The 26,482-nt window shown below is 71.1% G+C and carries 27 protein-coding genes and 1 tRNA gene; 12 read left to right on the forward strand and 16 right to left on the reverse strand.

What is annotated here, in order from left to right; genetic code table 11:
- The first annotated feature begins 18 nt into the window (after positions 1-18).
- The 3 genes from ACTMTJ_RS02245 to ACTMTJ_RS02255 all read left to right on the forward strand — a co-directional run bounded on the left by ACTMTJ_RS02245 (position 19) and on the right by ACTMTJ_RS02255 (position 3,285).
- The gene (locus ACTMTJ_RS02245) at positions 19-1,335 is read left to right on the forward strand and encodes a DUF58 domain-containing protein (RefSeq protein WP_441214489.1); all 1,317 of its coding nucleotides are present in this window, start codon (positions 19-21) and stop codon (positions 1,333-1,335) included.
- Positions 1,332-1,874 carry a hypothetical protein gene (locus ACTMTJ_RS02250; RefSeq protein ID WP_441214304.1) on the forward strand — a complete coding sequence of 181 codons (543 nt, stop codon included), beginning with the start codon at positions 1,332-1,334 and terminating at the stop codon, positions 1,872-1,874. Before ACTMTJ_RS02245 ends, ACTMTJ_RS02250 begins: the two co-directional genes overlap by 4 nt.
- Positions 1,875-1,965: 91 nt before the next feature.
- Positions 1,966-3,285, forward strand: coding sequence for an NAD(P)/FAD-dependent oxidoreductase (locus ACTMTJ_RS02255; protein ID WP_441214305.1), 1,320 nt, complete (start codon positions 1,966-1,968; stop codon positions 3,283-3,285).
- A gap of 224 nt (positions 3,286-3,509) precedes the next feature.
- Here the strand turns inward: ACTMTJ_RS02255 and ACTMTJ_RS02260 are convergent, their stop codons facing one another.
- Positions 3,510-5,363: a hypothetical protein gene (locus tag ACTMTJ_RS02260; protein ID WP_441214306.1), complete on the reverse strand. Its 1,854-nt coding sequence runs from the start codon at positions 5,361-5,363 to the stop codon at positions 3,510-3,512.
- A 96-nt stretch (positions 5,364-5,459) separates the two neighbouring features.
- Here ACTMTJ_RS02260 and ACTMTJ_RS02265 point away from each other — a divergent pair.
- The 3 genes from ACTMTJ_RS02265 to ACTMTJ_RS02275 all read left to right on the forward strand — a co-directional run bounded on the left by ACTMTJ_RS02265 (position 5,460) and on the right by ACTMTJ_RS02275 (position 6,902).
- Positions 5,460-5,540, forward strand: a tRNA-Leu gene (locus tag ACTMTJ_RS02265).
- Positions 5,541-5,707: 167 nt separating this feature from the next.
- On the forward strand, positions 5,708-6,520 hold the full coding sequence (locus tag ACTMTJ_RS02270) for a Bax inhibitor-1/YccA family protein (protein ID WP_441214307.1): 813 nt from the start codon (positions 5,708-5,710) through the stop codon (positions 6,518-6,520).
- 70 nt (positions 6,521-6,590) lie between these two features.
- On the forward strand, positions 6,591-6,902 hold the full coding sequence (locus ACTMTJ_RS02275; protein WP_441214308.1) for a hypothetical protein: 312 nt from the start codon (positions 6,591-6,593) through the stop codon (positions 6,900-6,902).
- Here ACTMTJ_RS02275 and ACTMTJ_RS02280 read toward each other — a convergent pair.
- Positions 6,899-7,621: a TetR/AcrR family transcriptional regulator gene (locus tag ACTMTJ_RS02280; protein ID WP_441214309.1), complete on the reverse strand. Its 723-nt coding sequence runs from the start codon at positions 7,619-7,621 to the stop codon at positions 6,899-6,901. The genes ACTMTJ_RS02275 and ACTMTJ_RS02280 overlap by 4 nt on opposite strands.
- A gap of 129 nt (positions 7,622-7,750) precedes the next feature.
- On the opposite strand from ACTMTJ_RS02280, the gene ACTMTJ_RS02285 reads away from it, so the two are divergent.
- Entirely contained in the window at positions 7,751-9,250 is a 1,500-nt protein-coding gene (locus tag ACTMTJ_RS02285; protein ID WP_441214310.1) for an MFS transporter, read from the forward strand.
- Positions 9,251-9,478: 228 nt separating this feature from the next.
- On the opposite strand, the gene ACTMTJ_RS02290 is transcribed toward ACTMTJ_RS02285, so the two are convergent.
- From ACTMTJ_RS02290 to ACTMTJ_RS02300, 3 genes are read right to left on the reverse strand one after another with little or no spacing between them, the layout of a single operon-like run.
- Positions 9,479-10,726, reverse strand: coding sequence for an acetyl-CoA C-acetyltransferase (locus tag ACTMTJ_RS02290; RefSeq protein ID WP_441214311.1), 1,248 nt, complete (start codon positions 10,724-10,726; stop codon positions 9,479-9,481).
- Positions 10,727-10,752: 26 nt separating this feature from the next.
- The gene (locus ACTMTJ_RS02295; RefSeq protein WP_441214312.1) at positions 10,753-11,541 is read right to left on the reverse strand and encodes an SGNH/GDSL hydrolase family protein; all 789 of its coding nucleotides are present in this window, start codon (positions 11,539-11,541) and stop codon (positions 10,753-10,755) included.
- Between the two features lie 51 nt (positions 11,542-11,592).
- Positions 11,593-12,630: an SGNH/GDSL hydrolase family protein gene (locus ACTMTJ_RS02300; protein WP_441214313.1), complete on the reverse strand. Its 1,038-nt coding sequence runs from the start codon at positions 12,628-12,630 to the stop codon at positions 11,593-11,595.
- A gap of 112 nt (positions 12,631-12,742) precedes the next feature.
- Between ACTMTJ_RS02300 and ACTMTJ_RS02305 the strand changes: the two genes are divergently transcribed.
- Both ACTMTJ_RS02305 and ACTMTJ_RS02310 read left to right on the forward strand, forming a co-directional pair.
- Complete coding sequence (locus ACTMTJ_RS02305) at positions 12,743-13,096, forward strand: YkvA family protein (protein WP_441214314.1); 354 nt, start codon at positions 12,743-12,745, stop codon at positions 13,094-13,096.
- Positions 13,097-13,100: 4 nt separating this feature from the next.
- Entirely contained in the window at positions 13,101-14,471 is a 1,371-nt protein-coding gene (locus ACTMTJ_RS02310) for a cystathionine beta-synthase (RefSeq protein ID WP_441214315.1), read from the forward strand.
- Between the two features lie 239 nt (positions 14,472-14,710).
- On the opposite strand, the gene ACTMTJ_RS02315 is transcribed toward ACTMTJ_RS02310, so the two are convergent.
- Positions 14,711-15,655 carry a S1C family serine protease gene (locus tag ACTMTJ_RS02315; RefSeq protein WP_441214316.1) on the reverse strand — a complete coding sequence of 315 codons (945 nt, stop codon included), beginning with the start codon at positions 15,653-15,655 and terminating at the stop codon, positions 14,711-14,713.
- Positions 15,656-16,366: 711 nt separating this feature from the next.
- Between ACTMTJ_RS02315 and ACTMTJ_RS02320 the strand changes: the two genes are divergently transcribed.
- Positions 16,367-16,984, forward strand: a complete 618-nt coding sequence (locus tag ACTMTJ_RS02320; protein WP_441214317.1) for a gamma carbonic anhydrase family protein — start codon at positions 16,367-16,369, stop codon at positions 16,982-16,984.
- 134 nt (positions 16,985-17,118) lie between these two features.
- Here ACTMTJ_RS02320 and ACTMTJ_RS02325 read toward each other — a convergent pair whose 3' ends face one another.
- The 9 genes from ACTMTJ_RS02325 to ACTMTJ_RS02365 form a co-directional block, all read right to left on the reverse strand.
- Positions 17,119-17,622, reverse strand: coding sequence for an N-acetyltransferase family protein (locus tag ACTMTJ_RS02325; protein ID WP_441214318.1), 504 nt, complete (start codon positions 17,620-17,622; stop codon positions 17,119-17,121).
- Positions 17,583-18,533, reverse strand: a complete 951-nt coding sequence (locus tag ACTMTJ_RS02330; protein WP_441214319.1) for a ribonuclease Z — start codon at positions 18,531-18,533, stop codon at positions 17,583-17,585. The genes ACTMTJ_RS02325 and ACTMTJ_RS02330 overlap by 40 nt, the downstream gene beginning before the upstream one ends.
- Positions 18,534-19,292: 759 nt before the next feature.
- Complete coding sequence (locus ACTMTJ_RS02335) at positions 19,293-19,520, reverse strand: hypothetical protein (protein ID WP_441214320.1); 228 nt, start codon at positions 19,518-19,520, stop codon at positions 19,293-19,295.
- Positions 19,517-20,461 (reverse strand): helix-turn-helix domain-containing protein, encoded by a 945-nt coding sequence (locus tag ACTMTJ_RS02340; RefSeq protein WP_441214321.1) that lies wholly within the window; start codon positions 20,459-20,461, stop codon positions 19,517-19,519. Before ACTMTJ_RS02340 ends, ACTMTJ_RS02335 begins: the two co-directional genes overlap by 4 nt.
- A gap of 109 nt (positions 20,462-20,570) precedes the next feature.
- Positions 20,571-21,422, reverse strand: coding sequence for a helix-turn-helix domain-containing protein (locus ACTMTJ_RS02345; protein WP_441214322.1), 852 nt, complete (start codon positions 21,420-21,422; stop codon positions 20,571-20,573).
- A 23-nt stretch (positions 21,423-21,445) separates the two neighbouring features.
- Entirely contained in the window at positions 21,446-21,961 is a 516-nt protein-coding gene (locus ACTMTJ_RS02350; protein WP_441214323.1) for a DUF6879 family protein, read from the reverse strand.
- Positions 21,958-22,167 carry a hypothetical protein gene (locus tag ACTMTJ_RS02355; protein ID WP_441214324.1) on the reverse strand — a complete coding sequence of 70 codons (210 nt, stop codon included), beginning with the start codon at positions 22,165-22,167 and terminating at the stop codon, positions 21,958-21,960. The genes ACTMTJ_RS02350 and ACTMTJ_RS02355 overlap by 4 nt, the downstream gene beginning before the upstream one ends.
- A 160-nt stretch (positions 22,168-22,327) precedes the next feature.
- The gene (gene msrA, locus ACTMTJ_RS02360; RefSeq protein WP_441214325.1) at positions 22,328-22,990 is read right to left on the reverse strand and encodes a peptide-methionine (S)-S-oxide reductase MsrA; all 663 of its coding nucleotides are present in this window, start codon (positions 22,988-22,990) and stop codon (positions 22,328-22,330) included.
- Positions 22,991-23,038: 48 nt separating this feature from the next.
- Complete coding sequence (locus ACTMTJ_RS02365) at positions 23,039-23,458, reverse strand: HIT family protein (protein WP_441214326.1); 420 nt, start codon at positions 23,456-23,458, stop codon at positions 23,039-23,041.
- A 29-nt stretch (positions 23,459-23,487) separates the two neighbouring features.
- Here ACTMTJ_RS02365 and ACTMTJ_RS02370 point away from each other — a divergent pair, with 29 nt between their 5' ends.
- Complete coding sequence (locus ACTMTJ_RS02370) at positions 23,488-24,084, forward strand: hypothetical protein (RefSeq protein ID WP_441214327.1); 597 nt, start codon at positions 23,488-23,490, stop codon at positions 24,082-24,084.
- 14 nt (positions 24,085-24,098) lie between these two features.
- Here ACTMTJ_RS02370 and ACTMTJ_RS02375 read toward each other — a convergent pair whose 3' ends face one another.
- The gene (locus ACTMTJ_RS02375; RefSeq protein WP_441214328.1) at positions 24,099-25,310 is read right to left on the reverse strand and encodes a zinc-dependent metalloprotease; all 1,212 of its coding nucleotides are present in this window, start codon (positions 25,308-25,310) and stop codon (positions 24,099-24,101) included.
- 85 nt (positions 25,311-25,395) lie between these two features.
- On the opposite strand from ACTMTJ_RS02375, the gene ACTMTJ_RS02380 reads away from it, so the two are divergent.
- Entirely contained in the window at positions 25,396-26,412 is a 1,017-nt protein-coding gene (locus ACTMTJ_RS02380; RefSeq protein ID WP_441214329.1) for a YlbL family protein, read from the forward strand.
- The last annotated feature ends 70 nt before the right edge of the window (positions 26,413-26,482 follow it).

The following is a 26,482-nucleotide window of genomic DNA, read 5'->3' on the forward strand; positions in this document are numbered from 1 at the left end:
CCAGGGGTCGAGGGGAGTGTGGAGTTCCTCGACACCCAGCCCGAGTGGGTGCCCACCAAGGCGCTCGGCCGGGCGGTGCTGGTGACCGGGCTGCTCCTCGTCGCCGGGGTCCTGGCCGGGCGGGTCGACCTCGTGGTGCTGGCGATCCCGTTCGCCGTGGGCGCCGCCGTCGCGCTGCACCGCCGGCCCCGCGAGCGGCCGCGGATCGCGCTCGACATCGACGAGGGCTATCTCGTGGAGGGCGCCGAGGCCTTCGCCGCCGTGACGGTCGGCAACCCGGACCCGCCGGCGTACGACCTGGTGGTGATCCGCACCCGCATCCCGCCGTGGCTGCGGATCAAGGACGGCGACCGGCCGGTCGTGCTCACGCTCGCGCCGGGCGCGGTCGACCAGGTGGAGCTGCGCGGCAAGGCGCTGCGCTGGGGCCGCCACCCGCTCGGCCCGGCCGCCGCGCGCGCCGCCGCCTGCGACGGGCTGATGATCAGCCGGCCGGGCGTCGCCTACGCGCGGGACGTCAAGGTGTACCCGGTCACCGAGCCCTTCGACGCCGACGAGGCCATGCCGCGCGCCGCCGGGCTGGTCGGCGCGCACCGGTCGCGGCGCCCGGGGGAGGGCGGCGAGCTGGCCGGCGTACGCGTCTTCCAGCCCGGCGACCGCCTTCGCCGCATCGACTGGCGGGTCTCGCTGCGCGCCCGGCAGCTGCACGTGGCCGCCACCCTCTCCGACCGCGACGCCGAGGTGGTGCTGCTGCTCGACGTACTCGCCGAGGCGGGCAGCTCCGGCGGCGTGGGCGGCACCGCGTCGGTGCTCGACACCACGGTGCGGGCCGCCGCCGCGATCGCCGAGCACTACCTGCACCGCGGCGACCGGGTCTCGATGCTCGAGTACGGCACGTCGGCCCGCCGCCTGCGCCCCGCGACCGGCCGCCGGCAGTACCTGACCGTGCTGGAGTGGCTCCTCGACGTCGAGGCCCAGCCGTCCCCGTACGAGCCGTACGACCACGTCTTCGGCCCGCACCTGCTCTCCTCGGATGCGCTTGTGGTGGTCTTCACCCCGCTGATCGACGCGCGTTCGGGCGAGATGCTCGCCAAGCTGGCCCGCGCCGGACGCTTCGTGCTCGCGGTCGACACGCTGCCCGAGCGGGTCGCGCCGGCCCGCCGCAGCGACTGGACCGACATGGCGCACCGGCTGTGGCGGCTGGAGCGCGACAACACGATCGGGCAGCTGCGCGAGCACGGCGTGCCGGTGGTGCGCTGGGCCGGAGCCGGCACCCTCGACCTGGTGCTCCGCGACGTCGCCCGGATGGCCTCCGCGCCGAAAGGGGCCCTGCGGTGATCGGCCGCGCGGCGTACGTGCTGTCCCGGGCCACGGCCGGGCCGCTGCTGGTGCGCGCGGGCGTGTTCGCCGTCGCGCTGGCCGCGCTCGTGGTCGGGTACCCGGCGGAGATGCGCGCCGGCTACTTCACCGGCGTGCTGGTCATCCTCGCCGGCATCGCCGCGATCCTGCCGCGCAGCCCTTGGGTCACCGTGGCCATCCTGGCCGCGGTCTCCGGCTGGGTGGTCTCCACCATCTGGTACGAGGACCCGGTCGAGCTGTGGCGGCTGATCGCGCTGGCCTCGTTCCTCTACCTGACCCACAGCCTGGCGGCGCTCAGCGCGCTCCTGCCCTACGACGCGCACGTCCCGGCCGAGGTCACCGTGCGGTGGCTCTCCCGGGCACTGGCGGTGGTACTCGGCTCGGCGGTGCTCACCGTGCTCCTGCTGAGCGCGGCCAACCGGGGCGGCGACCGCGACCTCCTCGTGGCGGCGCTGGCCGGCCTGGGGGTGGCGCTCGGCGCGACGGCGCTGCTCGCCTGGTTGCTCCGCCGCCGTTGAGGCGTTGCCGCCGTCACACCAGTCGTATCGGCGGTCACAGATGCCGGCATGGACCAGGTGTAACCGCCGCCACAGGGGAATGATGTAGGTCGTGAGCGCGCAACGGATCCTTGTGGTGGGTGCCGGCCACGTCGGCCTGTACGCGGCCCTGCGTATGTCCAAGAAGCTCCGGGCGCGCGAGGCCGAGGTGACGGTCGTCGACCCGCAGCCGCACATGACGTATCAGCCGTTCCTGCCCGAGGCGGCGGCCGGAAACATATCCCCGCGACACTCGGTGGTGCCGCTGCGCCGTGAGCTCAAGCACTGCAAGATCGTCTCCGGCGCGGTGACCCGGATCGAGCACAGCCGCAAGACGGCCACCGTGCAGCCGATCATCGGCCCGCCGCTGGAGATCGAGTACGACCAGATCATCGTGGCGCCCGGCTCGGTCTCCCGCACGCTGCCGATCCCCGGGCTGCGCGAGCACGGCATCGGCTTCAAGACCATCGGTGAGGCCATCTACCTGCGCAACCACGTGCTCGACCGGCTCGACGTGGCGGCCGTCACCACCGACCCGGAGACGCGGCGCCGGGCGCTGACGTTCGTCTTCGTCGGCGGTGGATACGCGGGCATCGAGGCACTCGCCGAGATGGAAGACATGTCCCGCGACGCGCTCAAGTACTACCCGGAGCTCAACGTCGGGGACATGCACTGGGTGCTCGTCGAGGCGACCCAGCGGGTGCTGCCCGAGGTCGACCGCGACATGGGCGCGTACACGGTGCAGCAGCTCCTCAAGCGCGGCCTCGACATCCGCCTCGACACCCGGCTCGAGTCCTGTGTAGACGGCGTGGTGAAGCTCTCCGACGGAGACAGCTTCGCCTCCGACACGATCGTCTGGACGGCCGGCGTCAAGCCCTCGCCGATGCTCGACAACACCGACCTGCCCCGCGACGACCGGCGGCGGATCACCTGCCTGCCGACGCTCCAGGTGGTCGACGGCGACACGGTGGTCGAGGGCGCCTGGAGCGCCGGCGACTGCGCGGCCGTGCCCGACCTCACCGGCCCGCCCGGCACCTTCTGCTCGCCCAGCGCCCAGCACGCGGTACGCCAGGCCGTGCGGATGGCCGACAACATCCGCGCGGTCATCCGGGGCAAGGAGCCGGTGCCCTACAAGCACAAGCACGTGGGCAGCGTCGCCAGCCTGGGCCTGCACAAGGGCGTGGCGCAGGTCTACGGCATCAAGCTCAAGGGCCCGCTCGCCTGGTTCATGCACCGCACCTACCACGTCAGCCGGATCCCGTCGTTCAACCGCAAGGTGCGCGTGGTGATCGACTGGACGCTCGCCTTCTTCCTGCGCCGCGAGGTGGTGGCGCTGGGCCAGCTGCACGACCCGCGCGACGAGTTCACCGAAGTGACCCCGAAGGTCGGCTAACCAGAAAATGTGAGCTACCGCGACGTCCGTCGTGGTCCGGACCGCTGCTCCCGCGGCCTCACCCATCCGCTGCTGGTCGCGGTCGTTGGGCTTGCCGCGCGGAGTCGGCAGCGCAGGTCGGGGATTTCGGCTCGCTCCGCGAGCCGCCGGCCTGTGCGGTCTCCGGCGGGAGCGGCGGTCCGCCGCTGACGCGGACCCGGGCACGTCTTGTCAAGGAAGGCCGGCTAGCCCACCTTCCAGGTCCAGGCGTCGGCGATCTTCGTGCTGGGACCGAGGAGTGCCTCCAGCGTGGCCACCAGGTCTTCGCGGTGCGGCTGGTCCGCGGCCACGGCGACGCAGGAGGCGCCCCAGAAGGCGATGTCGTCGCGCGCCGCCCGGCGTTGCGGCTCGCCGATCTCGGGCCGGCCGCCCTGCCTCGCCACGAGTGCCAGCAGCTGCGAAGTGGGCCGCTTGTACGTGCCCATCGATGCCCGCCCGCCCCTGCCGTACGGCCCGATGAAGAAACCCTCGGGCAGGCCGAACTCGGCGTTGGCCGCCGCCGCCCACCGCATCGCCCACGGCTCCGGCGGCGTCGGCACGGGAACCGGCACGAGCACCCCGCCCGGCTTGACGCACTCCCGCCAGTGGCCGCCGGTGATGAACTGTGGCAGCGGCGGGCGGTCCTCTGTGGGCAGCGGCTTCGGGAAGATCGCGAGTAGCGACACCACGACCGCGGCCGGCACGAGCAGGCGTACCGGACGGGAGGCGTGCGCCCGCGCCCGGTCGACCGCGATCACCAGCAGCATCGCCACGAGCGGGAGCAGCGCGAGCGCGAAGCGCATCGGCAGCGCGCCCTCGATCACCGGCAGCCCGACCAGCGCCATGTACGGCCCGGGGATGCTCGTACGCTCGCCGTCGATCACCAGCTTGGGCCCGAGTGACAGCCAGGTCATCACGAGTGCGGCCCCGGCGATCGCGCGCACCAGCGGCTCGCGGACCAGCCAGATCAGGCAGCCAACGGCGACCAGGACCAGTGGCCAGCCGAGAAACGTGTTGTACTCTGCGGCTCCCGTGGAGAGCCGGGCCGACTCGGGCGAACCGAGCACCGACAGCGGCGAGATGGCGGTGAAGCTGAGCACGTCGGCGGAGAAGAAGTAGGCGCTGAAGACGCCGTTGGGCACGCTGCCCGGTCCCTTGAACTGGAACCACAGCGGGTAGATCAGTGCCGCGCCGGCCACCGAGACGGCGATCACCATGCCGGCCACGAACTTCGGCAGCACCCGGCGGGCCTGCTCGCGCCGGGCCAGGCCGTATCCGATCACGAAGATCACCATGGTCAGCGCGGTGAGGAACAGGACCTCCTCGCCGACGAAGACCTGGAAGGTCACGACGGCGGCCAGCCAGAGCGCGGAGGTCAGCACCCGGCGGCGGTCGACGCCCTCCGGCCGTGCCGCCGGGTCGGCAGCCCGCGCCAGCCGGATCACCAGCCACACCATCACCGGCACCAGCCACTGGGCGGTCATGTGGAGGTGGCTGTTGTTTTGCGAGATGATGCCCGGCCCGAAGCCGCACAGCCCGGCGCCGAGCGCCGCCGCCGGCCGGCTGCCGCGCAGCACGCGGGTGAAGAAGAAGTACCAGGCGATGGCGGTGCCGGCGAGGTTGGCGCCGGCGATGACCGCGAACGTGACCGGTACCCCGAACGCCAGCGTGACCGGCGTCAGGACGGTGCCGAGCGCGATCACCGTGGTGTTGTTGAGCATGTTGACGCCGTCCGGCGCGTTGAGCCGGTCGGTCAGCAGGCCCCAGTCGCCGAACGCGAACTTGGTGTCCGCGGCCAGAAACCACTCGTAGAGGGTCTGGTCTTCGGGGTTGAGCGCGAGCACCCGGCCGTTGGGGTTGGGCCAGAGCCCGTGCGTGATCCAGGCGGCGAGCGCCACGAACGCGAGGCAGACCAGCGCGTCCCACACATGTGACCTGGCTAGCGCGGCCAGTCTCGTGCGCAGCGAACCGATCGCGTCGGCCGTGCGGGGGGAGGTGGCCGGAGTGCTGGCATGTGCCTCGCCGGTGGCAGATTGCGCGGCGCGGGCTGTGCTGGTCACGCGCTCGACCCTAATGCCCGGTCCGGCGTGCGGGTGCGCCCCGGTGGGCGTGGACCCGCTACCGTGGCATTCTGCACGACATTTCTCCCTACGCCGGCCCGGGTGGTGGAACGGCAGACACGGCCGCCTTAAAAGCGGCTGCCGCGAGGCATGCGGGTTCGAGTCCCGCCCCGGGCACAGGACTCGCGGCCGGCCGCGAGGCATGCGGCTTCGAATCCCGGCAGCACCTTCCCCAGGCACACCTCGGCGGCGCACTTACCCAGCCCTCTCACCGTTTGTCGCGATTGGCGTTTACCCTTGGTGGGGCACGAAGCGGTGCACAAACCCTGTCAGGGAGGCTTGACGTGAAGACTTCCAACCCGGTGCTGGCACGGCTCGGCCAGGCGGCCGAGCGCGAGCGGGCTGCCGGGTACGCCCCGGTCGGTCAGTACGGTCAGCCCGGTTACGACTCGGCGTACCCGACGACCGACTATCCGGCGGCTCCCCCCACTGTGCGGCCGATGACGGTCGACGACGTCGTCGTCAAGACCGTCGCGCTGCTCGGCATCACCGGCATCTCGGCCGGGGCCGCATGGGCGCTGATCCCCGACTCCCTGGCCCCCGCGGCCTGGATCGGCGCGGCGCTGATCGGTCTCGTGCTCGGCCTGATCATCTCCTTCTCCCGGATGGCCAACCCCGCACTGGTCGTGGCCTACGCGGTGTTCGAAGGCGTCTTCGTCGGCATGGTGAGCAAGGCGTACGAGACGTTTTTCGACGGCATCGTGCTCCAGGCGGTCACCGCCACGTTCGGCGTCTTCTTCCTGATGGCGATCCTCTACAAGATCCGTGCGATCCGGGCCACCCCCCGGTTCATCCGCGGCGTCGTGGCGGCGATGGCCGGCCTCTTCGCCGTCATGCTGATCAACTTGGTGCTCGCGCTCTTCGACATCAACACCGGGCTGCGCGACGGCAGCCCACTCGCGATCGGCTTCAGCCTCGTCTGCATCGTGGTGGCCTCGCTGAGCTTCATCCTCAGCTTCCACGAGGTCGAGGAGGGCGTGCGGATGGGTCTGCCGCAGCGCTACTCCTGGGTGGCGGCGTTCGGCATCCTGGTCAGCCTGATCTGGCTCTACCTGGAGATGCTGCGCCTCATCAGCTACTTCCAAGGCGACGACTGACGGTTTGGCAGTATGCGAGGGCGTCCCCGGCATCCGGGGGCGCCCTCGGCGTATGCGGGAGGAGTCACGAATGGATCTCCAGCGGGCGGTGGACCTCTTCGTCGGTCAGACCGGGCACTGGACGGCATCCCGCTGGGCACAGCCGGCCGGGCCGGGAGGCACCCGGGGCGACCTGACGCACGGCCTCGTGCAGCGGATCGCCGACCGCGCCGCCGACGCCGATGGCCAGCCGCGCCGCCCTGTGCCGCGGCTCGTCGCCGATCCCACGCTGACCGACCAGCTGCGTGTGGTCGCCGCCGACCTGCTCGCCGCCACCCCACCCGAGGCGGTCACCGCCGCGGCAGCCGCGGACGTCGAGGCGGTACGCGCCGCGCTCAGCTAGTGCGGTGACGGCATCCGCGTCGCCAGGCCGTCGAGGACGACCTCCAGGGCGTACGCGAACTTGTTTTCCCGGACCTCGGCGGGGTCGAGCGTGGTGTCCGGCTTGCCCGTCGCCATGTGCGGATAGTCCGCGACCGCCTCCTGGGCGGCGGGCATCAGGCGGGCCAGGAAACCGGCCTCGGTCTCACCTGAGCGGGCGACCGTGGTGAGCCAGGCGGCCTCGGTGGTGCTCATGCCGATCACGTACGACAGCAGGGTGTCGATCGCGCCGCTCGGCGCCGGAAAGCCGGCCTCGGTGAAGAGCGCCGCCAGCCACTCGGCGAACGACATGAGGTTTGGCCCGAGGTAGGCGAGCCCCGCCTGGCTGAGCATCGGGGGCAGCCAGGGGTGGCGCAGTGCCGTCGCGCGAAACGACCGGGCGGCCTCCGCGGCGGCGGCGCGCCAGCCCAGCGCGCCGGCGTCCGGCATGGTGATCTCGCCGAAGACCTCGTCGACCGCCAGCTCCACCAGCTCGTCCTTGGTCGCCACGTGCCGGTAGAGCGAGGTCGCGCCGGCGTTCAGCCGGGCGCCGAGCTTGCGCATGCTCAGCGCCTCGATGCCTTCGGCGTCCAGCATCGCGATCGCCTCGCGGACGATCGACGCCCGGCTGAGCGCGGGCTGGTCGAGCTCCGACTCCCGCCGGGCCCACACGGACGGGATCGGCTTCGTCTTGGCGGCCATGGCGACTCCCTCTCCTGCGTACAACGTTCGCCGCCAGCGTACACAAATTCAGTCTTGCGCACACTGTTCCGTCCTGCGTACAGTGTTCGCATCACGGGAACGACGTACGCAGGCCGAAAGGAAGCCGCCATGCAAACCCGCAATCCACACCGCTGGTGGATCCTCGTCGTGCTGTGCCTCAGCAGCCTGGTCCTGGTCGTCGACGGCATGGCACTGACCGTCGCGGTGCCGGCGATGACCGAAGATCTCGGCGCGAGCGCGCAGGACACCCAGTGGATCCTCGACTCGTACATCCTGGTTTTCGCCGGGCTCTTGCTGACCTCGGGCAGCCTTGGCGACCAGTTCGGCCGGCGAAAGGTGATGTTGATCGGCCTGGTGCTGTTCGGGACGGCGTCACTCGGGGCGATGTTCGTCGCCAACCCCGGCGAGATGATCGCCCTCCGGGTCGCGATGGGCATCGGCGGCGCACTGATCATGCCGTCCACGCTGTCGATCCTGATCACGGTCTTCGACGAGGCCGAGCGCGGCAAGGCGATGGCGGCGTGGGGCTCGGTGTCGATGCTCGGCCTGGTCGGCAGCCCGGTGCTCGGCGGCGTGCTGATCGACCACTTCTCCTGGCAGGCGATCTTCCTGATCAACGTGCCGGTCGTGGCCCTCGCCATCCTGGCCGGCGTGCTCCTGATGCCGGAGTCGAGGGGGCCGTGGCAGAAGCCGGACCCGCTCGGTGCGGTGCTCTCCGCGGTCGGCATGACCGCCCTGGTGTGGTGGATCATCGAGCTGCCCAAGCACGGCGCGTTCGGCGAGCGCTCGGGCATCGTGCTGGCGGTCGCGGTCGTCGCGGTGGTCGGCTTCGTGATCTGGGAGAACGTCACGCCCGCGCCGATGGTCCCGCTGGTGCTCTTCAAGCACCGCAACTTCAGCGGCGGCTCGCTCTCGCTGGCTCTGCTTCAGATCGGCAACGGCGGCCTGCTGCTCGTGCTGACGCAGTATCTACAGTTCGTCCTCGGTTACTCGCCGATCAAGGCGGGCTTGGCGTTCGTGCCACTGGCGGTCGCCGCGCTGGCCGGCAACGCGGTCGGCGCGAGCACCGCCGCCAAGTTCGGCAACCGCCCGGTGGTGCTGGTCGGGATGCTCGTGATGGCCTCGTCGTTCGTCCTGCTGACCACGGTCTCGCCGGACACCGGCTTCGCCCTCCCGGCGATCGCGCTGGGCATGCTCGGCCTCGGCGCCGGCATGGCGATGCCGGCCGCGATCGGCGCGCTGATGGGCACCATCCCGCCGGAGCAGGCGGGCGTCGGCTCGGCCCTGAACGACACGATCCAGCAGGCCGGCACCGCCCTCGGCATCGCGATCCTCGGCTCGCTGCTCACCAGCGGCTACGCCAGCGACATGCCGGCGGGCACGCCGGAGCAGGCGCGGCAGTCGATCGCCGGCGCACTGGCCCTCGGCGACAGCGGCCTGGCCAGCGCCGCCCGCGAAGCCTTCGTCTCGTCGATGTCGGTGACCTTCATGATCGCCGCGGTGGGCGTGCTGGCCGCCGCGATCCTGTCCACAGTGGTCATGCGCGACGCCAGGCGCCAGCCCACCCCGACACCCGAGGAGCCGAAGGACCTGGAACTCGTAGCCTGACGACCATCCACAAAGGCCGGCGCCCCAGGGAGGGCGCCGGCCTCCCCGCGCGATGAGCAAGGCGGGGCGGGGCGGGGCGAGGCGGGCGAGGGGCAGGGTGGGCTTGGGGCGCGGAGGTGGCAGCGGAGGGCGGGGGTTTCGGCGAGCCCTGCGAGCCGCCGGCCTCCGCGGTCTCCGGCGGGAGCGGCGGTCCGCGGGTGACGCGGACCCGGGAAATGGAAGTGGGTTTTAGCTGAGGCGCTCCACGACCATCGCCATCCCTTGGCCGCCGCCGACGCACATGGTCTCCAGGCCGATGGTCTTGTCGTGCCAGTCGAGTGCGTTGAGGAGCGTGCCGGTGATCCGCGCGCCGGTCATGCCGAACGGGTGGCCGACCGCGATCGCGCCGCCCATCACGTTCAGCTTTTCCAGCGGGATGTCCAGGTCGCGGTAGGAGGGGATGACCTGAGCGGCGAACGCCTCGTTGATCTCGACAAGGTCGACGTCGTCGATGGTCATGCTGGCGCGCTTGAGTGCCTGCTTGGAGGCCTCCACGGGGCCGAGGCCCATGATCTCCGGGGACAGCGCGGTGACGCCGGTCGAGACGATGCGGGCCAGCGGGGTGATGCCGAGCTCGCGGGCGCGTGTCTCGCTCATCACGACCACGGCGGCGGCGCCGTCGTTGAGCGGGCAGCAGTTGCCGGCGGTGATGCGGCCGTCCGGGCGGAAGACCGGCTTGAGCCCCGCCACGCCCTCCAGGGTCACGCCGGGCCGCGGGCCGTCGTCGGCGCTCACCACCTCGCCCGAGGGGACCGTCACCGGCGTGATCTCGCGGGCCCAGAAGCCGTCCGCGATCGCCTTCTCCGCGAGCTGCTGGCTGCGCACGCCGAACTCGTCCATGTCTTCGCGCGTCACGCCCTTGATCTGGGCGAGGTTTTCCGCGGTCTGGCCCATCGCGAGGTAGATGTCGGGCAGGTCGCCGGCCTCGCGCGGGTCTTCCCACACCGGCGCGCCGGCCTGCGCGCGCTCGGTCGAGCGGGCCCGCGCCTTGTCGTAGCGCGGGTTTTCCCAGCCGCCGCCGACGAGTGCCTGCGCCTCGGGTGGCAGTGCGTCGGAGCTGCCGCGCGCGTAGCGGGAGACGCACTCGACGCCCGCCGAGACGAAGACGTCGCCCTCGCCGGCCGCGATCGCGTGGAACGCCATCCGCGTGGTCTGGAGCGAAGACGCGCAGTATCGGGTCAGCGTGGCGCCGGGCAGCCGGTCGTAGCCGAGCAGGGTGGCGACGACGCGGGCCATGTTGAAGCCCTGCTCGCCGCCGGGCAGGCCGCAGCCCAGGTAGAGGTCGTCGATCTCGGCGGGGTCGAGCTGGGGCACCTTGTCGAGCGCGGCGCGCACGATGGTGGCGGCCAGGTCGTCGGGGCGGACCTCGCGCAGCGAACCCTTGTGTGCCCGGCCGATGGGGGAGCGGGCGGTGGCGACGATGACGGCGTTCGGCATACCCACCACCCTACTTGCCGGTAACTTCAGCGGGAAGTGGGGACCGCCGCGCGGATCACCGCTGGCAGCAGCGCGTGTGCCCAAACCCGGTAGCCGTCGGCGGAGGGGTGGAAGCCGTCGTAGCAGAGCGTGCCCGCGTCGGCCCGGAACACCGCGCCGGTCTCGCCCGCCAGGTCGACCACGGTGCCGCCGGCCGCGCGCACGGCCCTGGCCTGTGCCCGCGCCATCCGGCGCCCCAGCCAGCCGGTGACCTGGCGCAGGGGCGGGGCGATCGCGCGGACGGCGCCGAGGTCGGGACAGGTGCCGACGACCACCTCGACGCCCGCGTCGCGGAGCCGCCGCACGGCCGCGCCGAGGTAGGCCGCGGACTCGGTGGGGCGGCGCAGCGAGGTCGCGTCGTTGGCACCGATCAGGATCACGGCCACGTCGGGACGGCCGCCGAGCAGCGCCCGCGCCACCTGGGTGGCCAGATCCGTGGAACGCGAGCCGGACACGCCCACGCTCGACAGCTGCACATGACGGGCCGGCAGGCTGGGCGAGCCGTCGGCGAGCAGCGTGGCGAGCTGACCGCCGACCGTGTCGGCGAGCTGCTCGACGCCGACGCCGAGTGAGGACGAGTCGCCCATCAGCACAAGCCGCAGCGCCGGGGCGCTCTGCGGGCCCATCGTGGTGCGCAGCGCCAGCCCCATCTCCGGCTGCGCGTATCGCCGGTTGCGGGCGATGACTGCCTCGCCGGCCAGCAGCGCGGCGCCACCGACCGTCCCGGCGATCATCGTGATCACCGTCGCGCGGCCGAGCCGTCGCGCCATGGGCATGCCGTCGTCCTCTCGTATCGCTCGGATCTGTCCTACCCGCTGGCCCGCCGCTCAGTCTCGCTCGGTGCCGCTCGGGACGGACCTTTCCAAGGGTACGGCGGCATCGACCGGGGTCTCGGGCTCGTCGGTGCGCGGGTGGCCGAACCACGCCGAGCGCCGCCGCAGCTGAGCCCAGCGGCCCTCGGGACCGCGGTCGCGGCCGGCCACCTGTGCCCCGCTGACCTCGGTGCCGGGCTGGCGGGCGGCCTCCTGCGCGGCCCGCGGCAGCGAGCGCACGCTCTCGTCGGCCGCCAGCCCCACGCGCCGCTCCTCGGCCGCGCCCAGCGCCGCCAGCACCGTGGGCAGCAGGGCGGCGGCCGCCACCGCGTAGCCGTCCGCGGACGGGTGGAAGTGGTCCCACGAGAAGAACCTGGTCGGCTCGGCCGAGAAGCGGGGGCCGAGCAGGTCGCCGAGCGAGACAGTCCAGCCGCCCGCCTCGACCACCGCCACCGTCTGCGCGGCCGCGAGCTGGCGGCTCCAGTAGCGGGTCAGCCACCGCAGCGGCGGCTTGATCGGCCGGATCGTGCCCAGGTCGGGGCAGGTGCCGACGACCACCTCGGCGCCCGCCGCGCGCAGGTCGCGGACCGCGTTGACGAGGTGGCGGACGGCGGTGCTGGTGGTGGCGCGGTGGGTGACGTCATTGCCGCCCACCAGGATGATCGCGACGTCGGGCTCGACCTCCAGCGCGGCCTCGACCTGCCGGCCGAGCCCCGCCGACATCGCACCCACCACGGCGTAGCGATGCAGGCGCACCGGCCGGCGCAGCCGCCGGGATACGCCGGTGGCGAGCATCGCGCCAGGAGTCTCGCGCGGGCGGTGCACCCCGTAGCCGGCGGCGGAGGAGTCGCCGAGCACCACCATCGTGATCGGCTTGCCGGGCAGCCGGGGGCCGTAGACACCGTCACCGCGCGGTGGCGGCGCCTCGGCCTGCGGAATCACCCTCCGGGCCGCCTTGGCCTGCCCGACGATCACACCGGCACTCACCACCACCGTGGCACCGGCCAGGCCCGCACCGACCGCCGCAGCCTTGGCAACCTTCCACGTGTTCATCAGCGCCCCCCGCCGAATACCCACTGAGGTTTACGAGGTTATCGCGACAGCGCCGCACGGCCGGGGCTTGCGGCCACGCTTGGGGTTTGTCGCGGCGGGGCACTATGAGCGAATGGGTAGGACCTTGAATCGCACGGCGGCGTTCACCGCGCTGGGCCGGGCGCTGACGGCGAGGGCGCGGGGCGGCCCCTCGGTGGGCGCGCGCCTTGCCGCCCTCCCGCGCATGGTGTGGGCCACGATCACGGGCCGCTACGACGGCGGCGTGCGACTGGCGATGATGGTGGCCGCGACGGCGTACGTGGCGTCGCCGATCGACCTCGTGCCCGAGGCGTTCCTGCTCCTGGTCGGCCTCATCGACGACGCCGTGGTGATCGCCTGGCTGGCGGGCGCGATCCTGGCGGAGACCGAGCGGTTCATCGAGTGGGACGCCGCGCGACGGAGCGTCATCCACGGGCACGTAGTCTGACCAGGTGCGCTACTACGACAACGTCGTCGAGTTGATCGGCAACACCCCGCTGGTCAGGCTGCGAAACGTCGCCGCCGGCATCGAGGCCATGGTGCTTGCCAAGATCGAGTATGTGAATCCGGGCGGCTCGGTCAAGGACCGCATCGCGCTCAAGATGGTGGAGGATGCGGAGGCCGCCGGCCTACTCAAAGAGGGCGGCACGATCGTCGAGCCGACCAGCGGTAACACCGGCGTCGGCCTCGCACTCGTCGCGCAGCTGCGTGGATACCGCTGCGTGTTCGTCTGTCCTGACAAGGTGAGCCAGGACAAGCAGGACGTGCTCCGGGCGTACGGCGCGGAGGTGGTGGTCTGCCCCACCGCGGTCGCTCCCGAGGATCCCCGCTCGTACTACAACGTCTCCGACCGGCTGGCCCGCGAGATCCCCGGCGCGTGGAAGCCCAACCAGTACGCCAACCCGGCCAACCCCCGCTCGCACTACGAGACCACCGGCCCCGAGCTGTGGGAGCAGACCGGGGGACGGATCACGCACTTCGTGGCGGGCGTCGGCACCGGCGGCACGATCTCGGGCGCGGGCCGCTACCTCAAGGAGGTCTCCGGCGGCGCGGTCCGCGTCATCGGCGCCGACCCGGAGGGCTCGGTCTACTCCGGCGGCACCGGCCGGCCATACCTCGTGGAGGGCGTCGGCGAAGACTTCTGGCCGGAGACCTACGACCGCGAGATCTGCGACGAGATCGTCAAGGTGTCCGACAAGGTGTCGTTCGACCTCACCCGGCGACTCGCCCGCGAGGAGGGCCTGCTGGTCGGCGGCTCGTGCGGGATGGCGGCCCAGGCGGCACTCGAGGTCGCCAGCCGCGCCAAGCCCGGCGACGTGGTGGTCGTGCTGCTGCCGGACGGCGGCCGCGGCTACCTCTCCAAGATCTTCAACGACGAGTGGATGGCCCGCTACGGCTTCCTCGACACCGGCAGCGCCGAGCCGACGGTGCTGGACGCGCTCTCCGCCAAGCCCGGCGGGATGCCGTCGCTGGTCCACGTACACCCGACCGAGACGGTCCGCGACGCGATCGACTACATGCGCGAGTACGGCGTCTCCCAACTTCCCGTGCTCAAGGCCGAGCCCCCGGTCGTCACCGGCGAGGTGGCCGGCTCGATCGCGGAAAAGGACCTGCTCGACGCGCTCTTCACCGGCCAGGCCCACCTGCACGACACCATCGAGCGGCACATGGGTCCGGCACTGCCGATGGTCGGCGGCGGCCAGCCGGTGAACGAGGCGGTGCGCCTACTGGAAAAGTCGGACGCCGCGCTCGTGCTGGTCGACGGCAAGCCCCAAGGGGTGCTCACCCGCCAGGACCTGCTCGCCCACCTCGGGGCGCGCTAGTCACGTCGCTTCCGGCCCGCGGCGTTCCAATCCAAAAGCGAAAGATTTGGGCTACCGCGACGTCCGCGGTGGTCCGGACCGCTGCTCCCGCGGCCTCACCCTCCGCGTGACACGACCAACCCGAGGACCGCTAAGGCGGCATCGGAGGGGTTGAGGGGTGACCGCGACCGGCAGCGGATGGGTGAGGCCGCGGGAGCGACGGAGAGCGACCACGACGGACGTCGCGGCAGCTCAAATCTCTAGCGCCCCAGCTCTGCCGGGACGGTGACGACGTCGACAAGCGCGCCCTTGCGGAGGACGGTGACCGGCAGGCGGGTGCCGATCGCCGGGCCGAGCATGAGGCGCTGGAGGGCCTGGACGTTGGAGACCGGGCGCCCGCCGGCCGACAGGATCACGTCGCCGAGGTAGATGCCCGCCACGCCGGCGGGGCTGCCGGGCACGACCTCGACCACGCGCAGGCCGACCTTCTGGCCGAGGCGCTCGGCGAGGGCGGGTGGGAGCGGCACCGGCGCGCCGGCCACGCCCAGCCAGGCCCGGCGGACCCGCCGGTTGGAGACGAGCTCGCCGATGATCTGGCGGGTGGTGGAGTTGATCGGCACGGCCAGGCCCAGGCCGAATCCGGCCACCGCCGTGTTGACGCCCACCACCCGGCCGGCCGAGTCGGCCAGCGCGCCGCCGGAGTTGCCCGGGTTGAGGGCGGCGTCGGTCTGGATCACGTCGTCGATCAGGCGCATGTTGCGGCCGTCGCGGGCCGGTATCGAACGGCCGAGGCCGGACACCACGCCGGCGGTGACCGAGCCGGCAAGGCCCATGGGGTTACCCACCGCTACGACGAGCTGGCCGATCCGGAGGCGGTCGGCGTCGCCCAGCTCGGCCGGGGGCGCGCCGGGCGCGTGCGCCCGGAGGACGGCCAGGTCGGACAGGGGGTCGGCGCCCACCACGTCGAACCGCGTCTCCAGGCCGTCGCCGAAGGTCGCGGTGCCGCCGGTCGCGCCGGCGACCACGTGTGCGCTGGTGAGAAGGAATCCGTCGTCGGTGAAGGTGACCGCCGATCCGGCGCCACCACCGCGTGGGGTGCGTACCGCCAGGGCGGCCACGCTCGGCAACACTCGCTCGGCCACACCCGTGACGACCTGCGAGTATGCGTCGAGCGCCGCTCGTTCGACTTCGCGTTCGGTGCTCATGTCGCACCCAACGCCCGCCGTGTGCCGGTCAATCCCGGGCGGTATCCGCTCTGAGCGAACGCCCCGAAAGTGGCATTCTGGCCGCGTCGCACAAGCTGTCCGATCACACCCCTTGTCGACCCCGTTGACTAAGCGTGGCTCCCGAGAGGGGGGACGGACGGATGGTCAGCATTGACCACACGGAGCCGACCGACGTGGTGGATCGCCTGCTCTGGCGGGACGCACAGACCATGCTCGGCCGGCACGCACAACCCGACCATGACAGCAAGTGTGTCTGGTGCGGCTCGCAGTGGCCGTGTCCGCCCAGGCGACTCGCGCAACGCGCCGAGGCGGCATCCCGCCGGCCCTGGCGCGAGTCGTGGACGGCACGGCACGACCTGAACGGGCTCCGAGCGCTGCCGAGTTGGCGCGACGACCTGGGCGGACCGGGCCGGTGGGGCCCGACGAACCGCGGCTCCTTCGACTGACCCGACAACACCAATGACCGCATAACCCGCGGTTGACGCCGAGGTGCCCCGCCAGCACACCGGCGCCCCGCAAAGACCCACCCAAGCTTGGAGACCGGCAAGCCTCCGTCGGTCCGGCGCCTCCGGCCAGGCGTTTCCCCCGGTTTGGGTTGGGTACGGCGGGCGAGGGTACGTGATCACCGGTTCCCCCGCATACATCCGGTCGCGTACCCTCGCCCAGCCGATTTTTGGGCATTGTGTGTGGATGCTGATCAGACATCGCGGCAATCAGCCCACCGTCGATCCCACCGCCTACGTCGCACCAAACGCGACCCTCGTGGGAGACGTCCGCGTCGGGCCGCGGGCACGCGTCATGTACGGCGCGACACTCGACGCCGAGGGCGCGTACATCGAGATCGGCGAGGCATGCGTGATCGCCGAAAACGCGGTGCTCCGCGCCACCGCCGTCGCCGACCCGGCCTACCCGGTGATCCTCGGCGACCACGTGTTCGTCTCACCACACGCGACACTGCTGGGCTGCCAGGTCGACCGCTGCGCCTACCTCGCCACCGGCATCACCGTCCTCCAGGGCGCGCGGCTGGAGCCCGGCGCGGTGGTGGCGGTCGGCGCGCTGGTACACGCGCGTACGGTGCTGCCGGCCGAGTACTTCGTGCCGCCGATGTCGGTGGCGGTGGGCGATCCGGTGCGGGTGATCAGCTCGGAGCGCCCCGAGGAGCTCACCGCCGCCGTGCGGGACGTCAACTTCGCGGCCGCGGCCTTCGGGGTGCAGGCGGAGTGGACGGACCGGATCGCGCGGTACGAGCGGATCGCCGAGGTGCGGGTGGCCGAGTTCGCGGCGCACGCGGACGACGAGATGCTCTAAATCAGGCGGTGGGTCTTGCGTCGCGGACATGGCAGCGGTGGCCGGGGATTTCGGCTCGCCCCGCGAGCCGCCGGCCGCCGCGGTCTCCGGCGGGAGCGGCGGCCCGCCGCTGACGCGGACCCGGGAAGTCTGGTTCAAAGGGCTTTCGCGTACCGCACCTGCTGGACCCGCGCGGGGCCGATGTAGTCGTCGCGCTGGCTGCCGTCGGGTGTCCAGCCGCCGCGCTCGTAGAAGCCCCGCGCGTGCGTGTTGTCCGCCAGCACCCACAGCACGGCATGGTGCCAGCCGCACGCGGCCAGCTTGTCCAGCGCGTCGGCCATCAGGGCGCCGCCCAGGCCCCGCCCCTGCGCGTCCGGTGCCACGTGGATCGCGTGCAGGATGCCGGTGTCCGGCTGCTCGTCCGGCCCCAGGTAGGTGAAGCCGACGACGTCGCCACCCTCGGTCGCCACGGTCATCTGGTGGGTGTCGCGCTCGTACCGCCAGCGCTCGGTCCAGTAGTCGACCATGCTGGCCGCCGGTACGGCCTCGAGCGCGGCGGCCGGGACGAAGCCGGCGTACGCAGCCGCGCGCGACCGCACGTGCAGATGCGCGACGGCGGTCAGGTCCCGCTCACCCGCGGATCGGATCGTGAACGCCATTCCGCCGAGGCTATCTGGCGTCGCTGTGGCACCGGCACCCTCATGAGATCTTCCGCCACCACGAGGTCGCCGTCGTAGTGCTCCCGCGCCTCCGCGACGAACCGCGCCGGATCGTCGTACCGCTGCGAGAAGTGGGTGAGCACGAGCCGCCGTACCCCGGACTCCTTGGCGACGCGCGCGGCCTGGGCCGCGGTGAGGTGCCCGACCTGCGCGGCCATCGTGGCGTCCTCGCTCAGGAAGGTCGCCTCGATCACCAGCATGTCGACGCCCTCGGCCAGCGCGAACACGTTGTCGCACAGCCCGGTGTCCATCACGAACGCGAACTTCTGCCCCGGCCGCGGCGCGCTCACCTCGTCGAGGCCCACGCGATGCCCGTCGACGTCGAGGTGCCCGCGCTCGATGAGCTCGCCGACCCGCGGCCCTCCGATGCCGTGCGCGGCGAGGCGCTCGGGCAGCATGCGGCGACCGTCCGGCTCGGTGAGCCGGTACCCGTAGGTCTCGACGGAGTGGTACAGGCGGCGGGCCTCGAGCTGCCCACCGATCGGCCCGTCGCCGGTGACTGGCACCTCGCGGATGTCGGCGTGGTCGTAGAAGCTCGTCGCGTGCCGCAGGCGGGCGAAGAAGTGCGCGCCGCCGGCCGGAAAATGCGCCACGACCGGATGCGGCACCCGGTCGAGCGAGATGCGCTGGATCACTCCAGGCAGGCCCAGGCTGTGGTCACCGTGGAAGTGCGTGACACAGATCCGCGTGACATCCGACGCCGCGACGCCGGCGCGCAGCATCTGGCGCTGGGTGCCCTCGCCCGGGTCGAAGAGGATGCCTTCGCTGTCCCAGCGGAGGAGGTACCCGTTGTGGTTGCGGTGGCGGGTGGGCACCTGGCTCGCGGTGCCGAGGACGACAAGCTCCCGCACTGGTCCTCCTCAGCCCGGATATGCAGCGACCCCCGGGGCTTCCGAACGCGGTCGCGCACGGGCCGGCTGGACTGGGCCGGCACCCCGGGGGTCGGGTGACTGACTTGGTTTCGCCGCACCGCTGTCACACGGTCTCGACGACGTGCTGCGTCAAGGACAGCGGCTAGCGGACAGCCACCTCACGAGTCCTACTGCTACACAAAGCCGGACCACCTCCCTTCCCGTGTACCGCAACGCTATCCACCCCGCCCGCTGGTCGGCAACGCCTATTTCGCCACACCAGCGGCCGGCCTGGTAGCCGGGGTGTGGCGAGAGGAGGGGACGGGTGAGGGCTCCGGTTCGGCGGCCGGCGCGTCAGGCGCCGAACAAGTGCGAACCGGGGCGATGGGCGATCCGGTCACTGACCACCAGCCCGCCACGCCAGCGGCCGGCTTCATCCCTTTAGCGGTACTGAAGTCGGCTGAGCCGGTATCCGAAGGAACTGCGTACATCGAAGTACTGCGAGGATGAATGGACGTAGCCAGTACGCGGTGGGCAGTAGGCGGCGCATGCCATGGGAAAAACCAAGGTCGAGGCGACAAGATGCCTCGATTGGATTCCTTGACCCAAACGCGCCCTGCCAGGTGGCAGTCGTGGGTCTCCAGCAGGTGCATGAAGGAAGTGGTGGTCCAACACAAACGGTCTGAGTGAGGTTGAGAGGCTGCCGCCGCCTGCAAGAACTCGACAAAGGCCGACATCGCAGTGGCGGCAGAATCTCGTCTAACTAGGACCTACAGGGGGGCGCGGGTTGGATGCGGTGTCATTGTGCTGTGCCGCGTGCTGAAGGCCGGCGAAAAACGCCACGTAGACGTGCACCAGACTCTCAGCCAGTTCCTCGCACTGTGCCGGCTCGATCTGGATGCCCTGCCGGTCGGCGAAGGAGGCGATCCGCTGGGCAGCCATCGTTACCACCGCCCGCGACGCGTCGGAGTCGAAGGGGATCGTCACGCCGCCACCGCCGCGGACTCGTCGTGCTCAGGCGCCGACCGGTTGAGCTTGGCCGGCTTGTGGTGCGAGATGCTGGCGAGGGTCTCGATAATGAGGTTGGCCGAGTCGGCATCGCTCGCCGCCTGCTCAGTGAGCTTCTCGAACGCCTTCAAGTACCAGTCGGCGGCCACGTCCTCCAGGACGAGCCGGCCGCCCAGGTGCTCCACCAGCGCGACCGGCGGATACGGCGGCCGCATCAGGCAGAGTATGAACGGACCATCCTTCCCATCGTGGAGGCCAATCCTCGTCGGCAGAACGCGGACCTTGACGTGCGGTCGCTCGACCACCCGGAGCAGATGCTCCAACTGCTGCTCCAGCACTGCCCGCCCACCGACCGGGCGAGTGAGCACCGACTCCTCGATGATCACAGTCAGGCGCTTCGGAGGCCGCTCGTCCAGCACCTCCTGCCGCACCACCTGCTTACGTACGAGCCTGTCCAGACGCGCGGCGTTCGGCTCACGGCGCTGGATGACCGCCTCCGCGTAGTCGCGGGTCTGCAACAGCTCCGGGATGAGGCTGCTCGCGTACACGCACAACTCCTCGGCACGCGACTGAATCCACCAGTGGTCGATGATCGTCAGGTCGTCGCTAGCGCCGCTGCGGCTGTTGCCGCCGTAGCCGGGCTCCCACTGGTTGATGCGCCAGGCGTTCGCGGCCAGGTCGAGGAGTTCCGCCCGCTGACGCTCGTCATATATGCCGTAGACGTCGAGGAGTGCCATCACGTGGTCTCGCCGGAATGGCCACTCGGCGCGCTCGTATCGGGCCAGCGTGGAGAACTCGACGCCGAGGTACTCGGCGATGTACTTCAACGTCAGCCCGCGCTCGTCACGCAGATTGCGCATCTTTTCGCCGAGAGACTGGGCGCGGAGGGAGTATTGGAAATGCTCCCGCTTGGTAGGCATGGCCGTACCTCCTGCTGTTGGGGGATTCCCGCCTGGTGCGGTCGGGACAACAGGACGCTAGGTTTGGCGCCAAGAACAGCTCAACGGATGTGCGCGAGTTTGCGTTCGATCAATTGTCGAGCGCGGTGATCGCGGCGCCGATCAGAGAGCGGGCAGCCGCCCCGTAAACCGCGAGTTCGGCGAGCTGGGTGAACGCGTCGGCGTACATCGCAATCTCGCGCGGCTGTGTGACCGTGAGATGGCCGGATATCAGCTCCACGTTGACCTGCTCGTCGTCGTAGAGGAAGAAGCTCTCCACCGGCCACAGCCCGGATCGGTTCGCGTCGACCGGGATGATGCCGAGGCTCACCGAGGGCAGTGCGGCGACGGTGAGCAGATGGCCGAGCTGCCCCGCCATGGTCTCGATGTCGCCGATGCGGTAGCGCAGGGTGCCTTCCTCCAGGAGCACGGCGAACCGATGGTCGCCCTCGTGGATGACGTGTTGTTTTGCCACTCGGACCTTCACCGCGGCCTCCACATCGTCCGGGAGGTCACGGCGGATCCGGAGCGCGTCGAGCAAGGCGTGGATGTAAGCGGCAGTCTGGAGCGGACCCGGGATCATCGAGCACGAGTAGATGCGGAACCGTCGCGTGCGTTCCCATAGAGGGATGACGGACTCCTGAACGAACCGCAGGCCGGTCCGCTCCATCCGCTGCCACTCAACGAACATGCCCTCAGCCGCTCGTAGGGAGGCGACGAGATCAGCGGCCCGCTGGGGCACCTCGCAGTGCTTGCACCAGGCGGTGATGTCATCAGCCGAGGGAGCCTGGCGCGCGTGCTCGATCCGGCTGACCTTCGATGAGTGCCATCCCGCCCGGCGGCCGAGGTCGCGCCCCGTGAGACCCGCGTCGGTGCGGATCTCGCGGAGCTGGGCGCCCAGTGCCTCTAGCGCCTGCTGGGCGCTGGACGAGGGGGACGCCACGTGTCGAGTATGGCCGTCGGGTCTCACGCCGGGTGGTAGTCGGCGTGCGGTGTAGCCCGCTCCCAGACCGCCTCGAACGCGGCCACGCAGAGCTTGACCATCGCGGGATCGGTGGACAGCTCGATATCCAGCCACTCACCCTCACCGCCGAAGTGGTTGAGTGCGACGAGCCGGTGATCGAACACCCAGAAGTCATTGCCGGGTAGCGCGAGATCCGACGCTCCGCGACGAGGCAACCAACGGACCTGCTCGCCGGCCGTGATGTTGAGCCCGTCTGTGATCTCGTACTCGTACCGGATGTAGGCGCTGATCGGCTCGGAGATGATGCGCGCGCGCATGATCTGGACGCCGCGCGCCGTCGTGCTGGATACGAGATCGAACCACTCGCGCCAACGCGAAGCGGGATCGACAGAGATGCCGGCGCGCCAGTCCTGAAACACCGGGTCCTCGGTCGAGTACGCGTCCCGCATCTCCAGGTGCACGGCGCTGCGCTCGCAGGCCGTGAACAGCTCGCCGATCGTGACGTCGAGGCCGGTCACCCGTTGACCTCCGGCAGGAACTGCGCCATGCGCCGCGGGATCCGGACCACCGTCTCGTGGTCGGGGATGTCCATCTGGGCGAGCACTGCCGGATCGGTGACCTTCCAGCCCTGCACCACGTAGGTGTCGTCGCTGTCGTCGTAGTACAGCGTGGGTGATCCACCACTGGGAGAGCCAGGGTCCTTGCCGAGGAATCGCAGCGCCATGACGACCTTCCTTCCACTCGGAAACGACGTATCCGAGTTTGCGGGCCGCTGGACAAGCGCCTCAAGGAGTGTGCGCCAGTTTGCGCGGCCCGCTGGCCGACAATGCCGCAGTAGCGTTCAGCAAATGGTTGGCGGTGCTACTCCCAAGCACCGCCAATGATTAGGACTCGACCTTGCCGACACCGATGGGGCAGGTCATGCCGTTAGGGCCGTGGTTGCAGTACCCATTCGGGTTTTTGTCACTTGAAAGATACTGCTGGTGGTAGTCCTCGGCGTAGAAGTAGTCGCCCAGCGGCGCGATCTCGGTCGTGATCTCGCCCAGGCCGCTGCGCGCGACCACTGGCGCGAAGGCCTCCCTCGACGCCTCGGCCACCACGCGCTGCTCGTCCGTCGTCGTGTAGATGGTCGAGCGGTACTGGGTGCCCACGTCGTTGCCCTGCCGCATGCCCTGGGTCGGGTCGTGGTTTTCCCAGAAGACCTTGAGCAGCTGCTCGTACCCGATCTTCTTGGGGTCGTACACGACCTGGACCACCTCGGCGTGTCCGGTCTGGCCGGAGCAGACCTCCTCGTACGTCGGGTTGGGGGTGGACCCGCCCGCGTAGCCGACCGAGGTGGAGATCACACCCGGCAGGCGCCAGAACAGACGCTCGGCGCCCCAGAAACAGCCCATCCCGAAGACCGCGACCTCGGCACCGGCCGGCCAGGGGCCGCGCAGCGGGGTGTCGAGCACCGTGTGGCGGTCGGCCACCGGCATCTGGATCGGTCGACCGGGCAGGGCCTGGTCGGGGGTGGGGATTTCAAGCTTCATGCGCCGCAGAAACACTGCACGCTCCTTTCTCCGCCCACTGCAACACCGGGAGGCGGCCCACCCTTACCCGGGCCGAAGGGCGGCGGAGATCTTCCCGGCGTACTCGCGGGCTTCGTCATCGGAGGCATACCGCGTGCGCGGCCAGAAGAAACCGCGAAGGCCGTCGCCTTTGGTACGGGGTACCACATGGGTGTGCAGATGGGCGACCGATTGGGACACCTTGTTGTTCATCGCCACGAAGGTGCCGCCGGCGCCCAAACCCTCCTCGACGGCCACGGACAGGCGCTGGACCAGGCCGAAGTAGGGGGCGAGCTGGTCGGTGGGGAGGTCGGCGAGCACCACCGCGTGCTCGCGGGGCACCACGAGCGTGTGCCCCTTGAAGACCGGCCGGGTGTCGAGGAACGCGAACCCCGCCGGCTCGTCCGCCACCACGAAACCGGGCACCGAGCCGGAAACGATGCCACAGAACAGACAGTCAGCCACCCCCGGAGAGTAGGGCTAGCCTGGTCTCCGTGACGAGGCGAGTGGTGATCGCGGTGCTGGGGCCGGTGGCGTGGAGCCCGCCCGGCGTCGACCTGGCGACGTGGCGCGCGGCGCTGGCCGAAGATGTCGTCGATCTGCTGGCCACGCTCAACGAGGTGGAGCCGGCCATCGCCGCGCTGGGCGCCGACCGGGCGCTCGCCGAGTCGGTGGCCTGGCCTTCCATGCCGGTGTACGAGGTGCCCGACCTCACCGCCGGCGCGGTCTTCGCGGCCGCGGCCAAGGATGGCTACGACCAGGCGGCTGCCGTGGTGGCCGACGCGCCCGACCTGCCCGGGCTGCTCGTGGGCAAGCTGCTGCGCCCGCTCACCACCCGGCCGCTCGCGGTGGCACCCGCCGACCCTGGGCCGGGGCTGCTTGGCGTGGCGTCGCGGCTGCCGGCGCCGGACTGGCTGCCCGCGTTCGACCTGGATGGCGGCTCGATCCCGGAGCTGCGCTCGGCGGCGCCCCAGCTGCCGGACGTGGGGTCGAGCCCGGGGTGGCGGCGCCTGCGCGGCCCCGCCGACCTGGCGACGCTCGACCCCGCGGTGGAGGGCTGGGAAACGACCCGAGCCCTCCTATCCGCGTAGCCGCCTACAAGTCCCTACAGGCCAAGATCGCCCAGGTCGCCCAGATCCAGCTGGGAACGGGCGAACGTCTGCGGATCCGCGAAGTCTTCCTCCGACGGCAGCAGGTCCGGGTGGCCCCACAGCGCGTCGCGGCCCGCGGTGCCCCGGTGCTCGGTGAGCGCCGCCCACAGCGCGGCGGCCTCACGCAGCCGCCGCGGCCGCAGCTCCAGGCCGACCAGCGCGGCGAACGTCTGCTCCGCCGGGCCACCGGCCGCGCGCCGGCGCCGGAACGCCTCGCCGAGGCGGGCGACGTTGGGCAGGCGGTCGCCGGCCGCCTGGTCGACGACGTGGCACACCCAGCCCTCGACCAGCGCGAGCGCGGTCTCCAGCCGGGCCAGCGCGGCCTTCTGCGCGGGGCTGTCCTCCGGAGTGAAGATGCCCTCGAGCGCGATCGCCTGCATCGACTCGGGGTTGCTGGGGTCGATGCGGCCCATGGCCTCTTCGATGGCCTCGCGGTTGACCGTGATGCCCGCCGCGTAGGTCTCGACGGCGGTGAGCACGTGCCCGCGCAGCCACGGCACGTGCTGGAAGAGGCGCTGGTGGGCCGCCTCGCGCAGCGCCACGTACAGCCGGACCTCGTCGAGTGGCAGCTCGAGGCCCTCTCCGTACACCTTGATGTTGGCCGGGACGAGCGCGGCGGTGCCGGCCGGTGCCAGGGGGAGGCCGATGTCGCCGGCGGAGAGCACCTCGGCGGCGAGTGAGCCGAGCGCCTGCCCCAGCTGGCCCCCGAAGAGCGCGCCACCGAGCGTGGTGACCATCGACTGCATCGGACCGAGCTGGGCGCGCGCCTCCGGCGGCACAAGGTCGCCCATCGCGGCCACCATGCGGCCGGCGACAGGGTCGCAGAGCTTGCGCCACACGTCGAGCGTGTTGTAGATCCACTCGTTGCGGGTCCAGGCGACCGAGGTGCGGATGCCCGAGGGGAGCGCGGCCGCGGGCTCAAGCCACAGGTCGGCCAGGCGCAGAGCCTCGTCGACCTCGTTGCGCTCGTAGATGTTGACCGCGGGGTCAGCCGAGCCCAGCTGGCTCACCGCGACCTGGCGGGCGAGGTCCCAGTTGACCGGGCCGCTGCCGGGCGACGCGAGCAGCTGCTGTAGCTGAGCCATGAACTGCTGCATCTGCTGCGGATCGTTGGGGTCGGGTGGCTGTGCGCCCGGGAGAGCGAAGCCGAACGGGATATCAGGCACGTCACCAACGGTACGCCCGGCCCTGTGTCAAAACCCTGCCCGCGCTGTCAGCTCAGGGTGAAACCGGGGTAGGTACGCTTCGCGCATGAGACGTCGCGGTGTCACGGTTCTCCTCGGCGCGCTGATCACCGCGTTGCTGAGTGTGGGCGTGCTGGCCGCCCCGATCCCGTACGTGGTGCTGGGGCCCGGCCCCACCGTCGACACGCTGGGCAAAGAGGACGGCAAAGAGGTCATCCAGGTCAACGGCACCCAGACCTCCACCTCGTCGGGCCAGCTCCGGCTGACCACCGTGGGCGTGCAGCCGGACGTCAAGCTGCTCGCCGCCATCGCGGGGTGGTTCAGCGACGAGGAGGCGGTCGTCCCGCGCGAGCTGATCTATCCGCCCAACCAGACCGAGCAGCAGGTCGAGGAGCGCAACGCCGAAGACTTCAAGGCGTCGCAGAGCAGCGCGGAGACCGCGGCGCTGCGCAAGCTGGGCTATCCGGTACAGGTGACGGTCAAGAACGTCACGGCGGGCGGTCCTTCCGAGGGCATCCTCAAGACGGGCGATGTGATCACCAAGGTCGATGGCCAGGCGGTGACGAGCGCGCCCAAGCTCACCGAGCTGGTCCGGTCCAAGCCGGCCGGGACGGCGCTGACCATCGAGTACACGCGGGGCGGCAAGTCCGCGACCAACAAGATCACGACGCGGGCGGCCGAGGGAGAGCCGCCGCGCATCGGGGTGGAGATCGAGCCGAAGCAGCCGCACCCGTTCGAGCTGAAGATCGACCTGGCGGAGATCGGCGGGCCGAGCGCGGGCCTGATGTTCGCGCTGGGCATAATCGACAAGATCGATCCTGACGACCTGACCGGCGGCAAGATCATCGCAGGCACCGGCACGATCGACGACGAGGGCTTCGTCGGTCCGATCGGCGGCATCGCGCAAAAGCTCGTGGGCGCGAAGGACGCCGGCGCCGTGTACTTCCTGACCCCCGCCGACAACTGCACGGAAGCCAAGGCGAACGCGCGCCCAGGCCTTCCGCTGATCAAGGTGGGCACGCTCGACGAGGCGCTCACGGCCCTGGAGACCGTGCGTAGCGGCGGTCAGCCACCGCTCTGCTGAACCAGGGGAAATGACTTTCAGGAACACCCCGTACTGTAGGTGCCTGATCGGAGCGGATCAGACATCAAGC

This window comes from Phytohabitans sp. LJ34 (assembly GCF_052068095.1).
Taxonomy (GTDB): domain Bacteria; phylum Actinomycetota; class Actinomycetes; order Mycobacteriales; family Micromonosporaceae; genus Phytohabitans.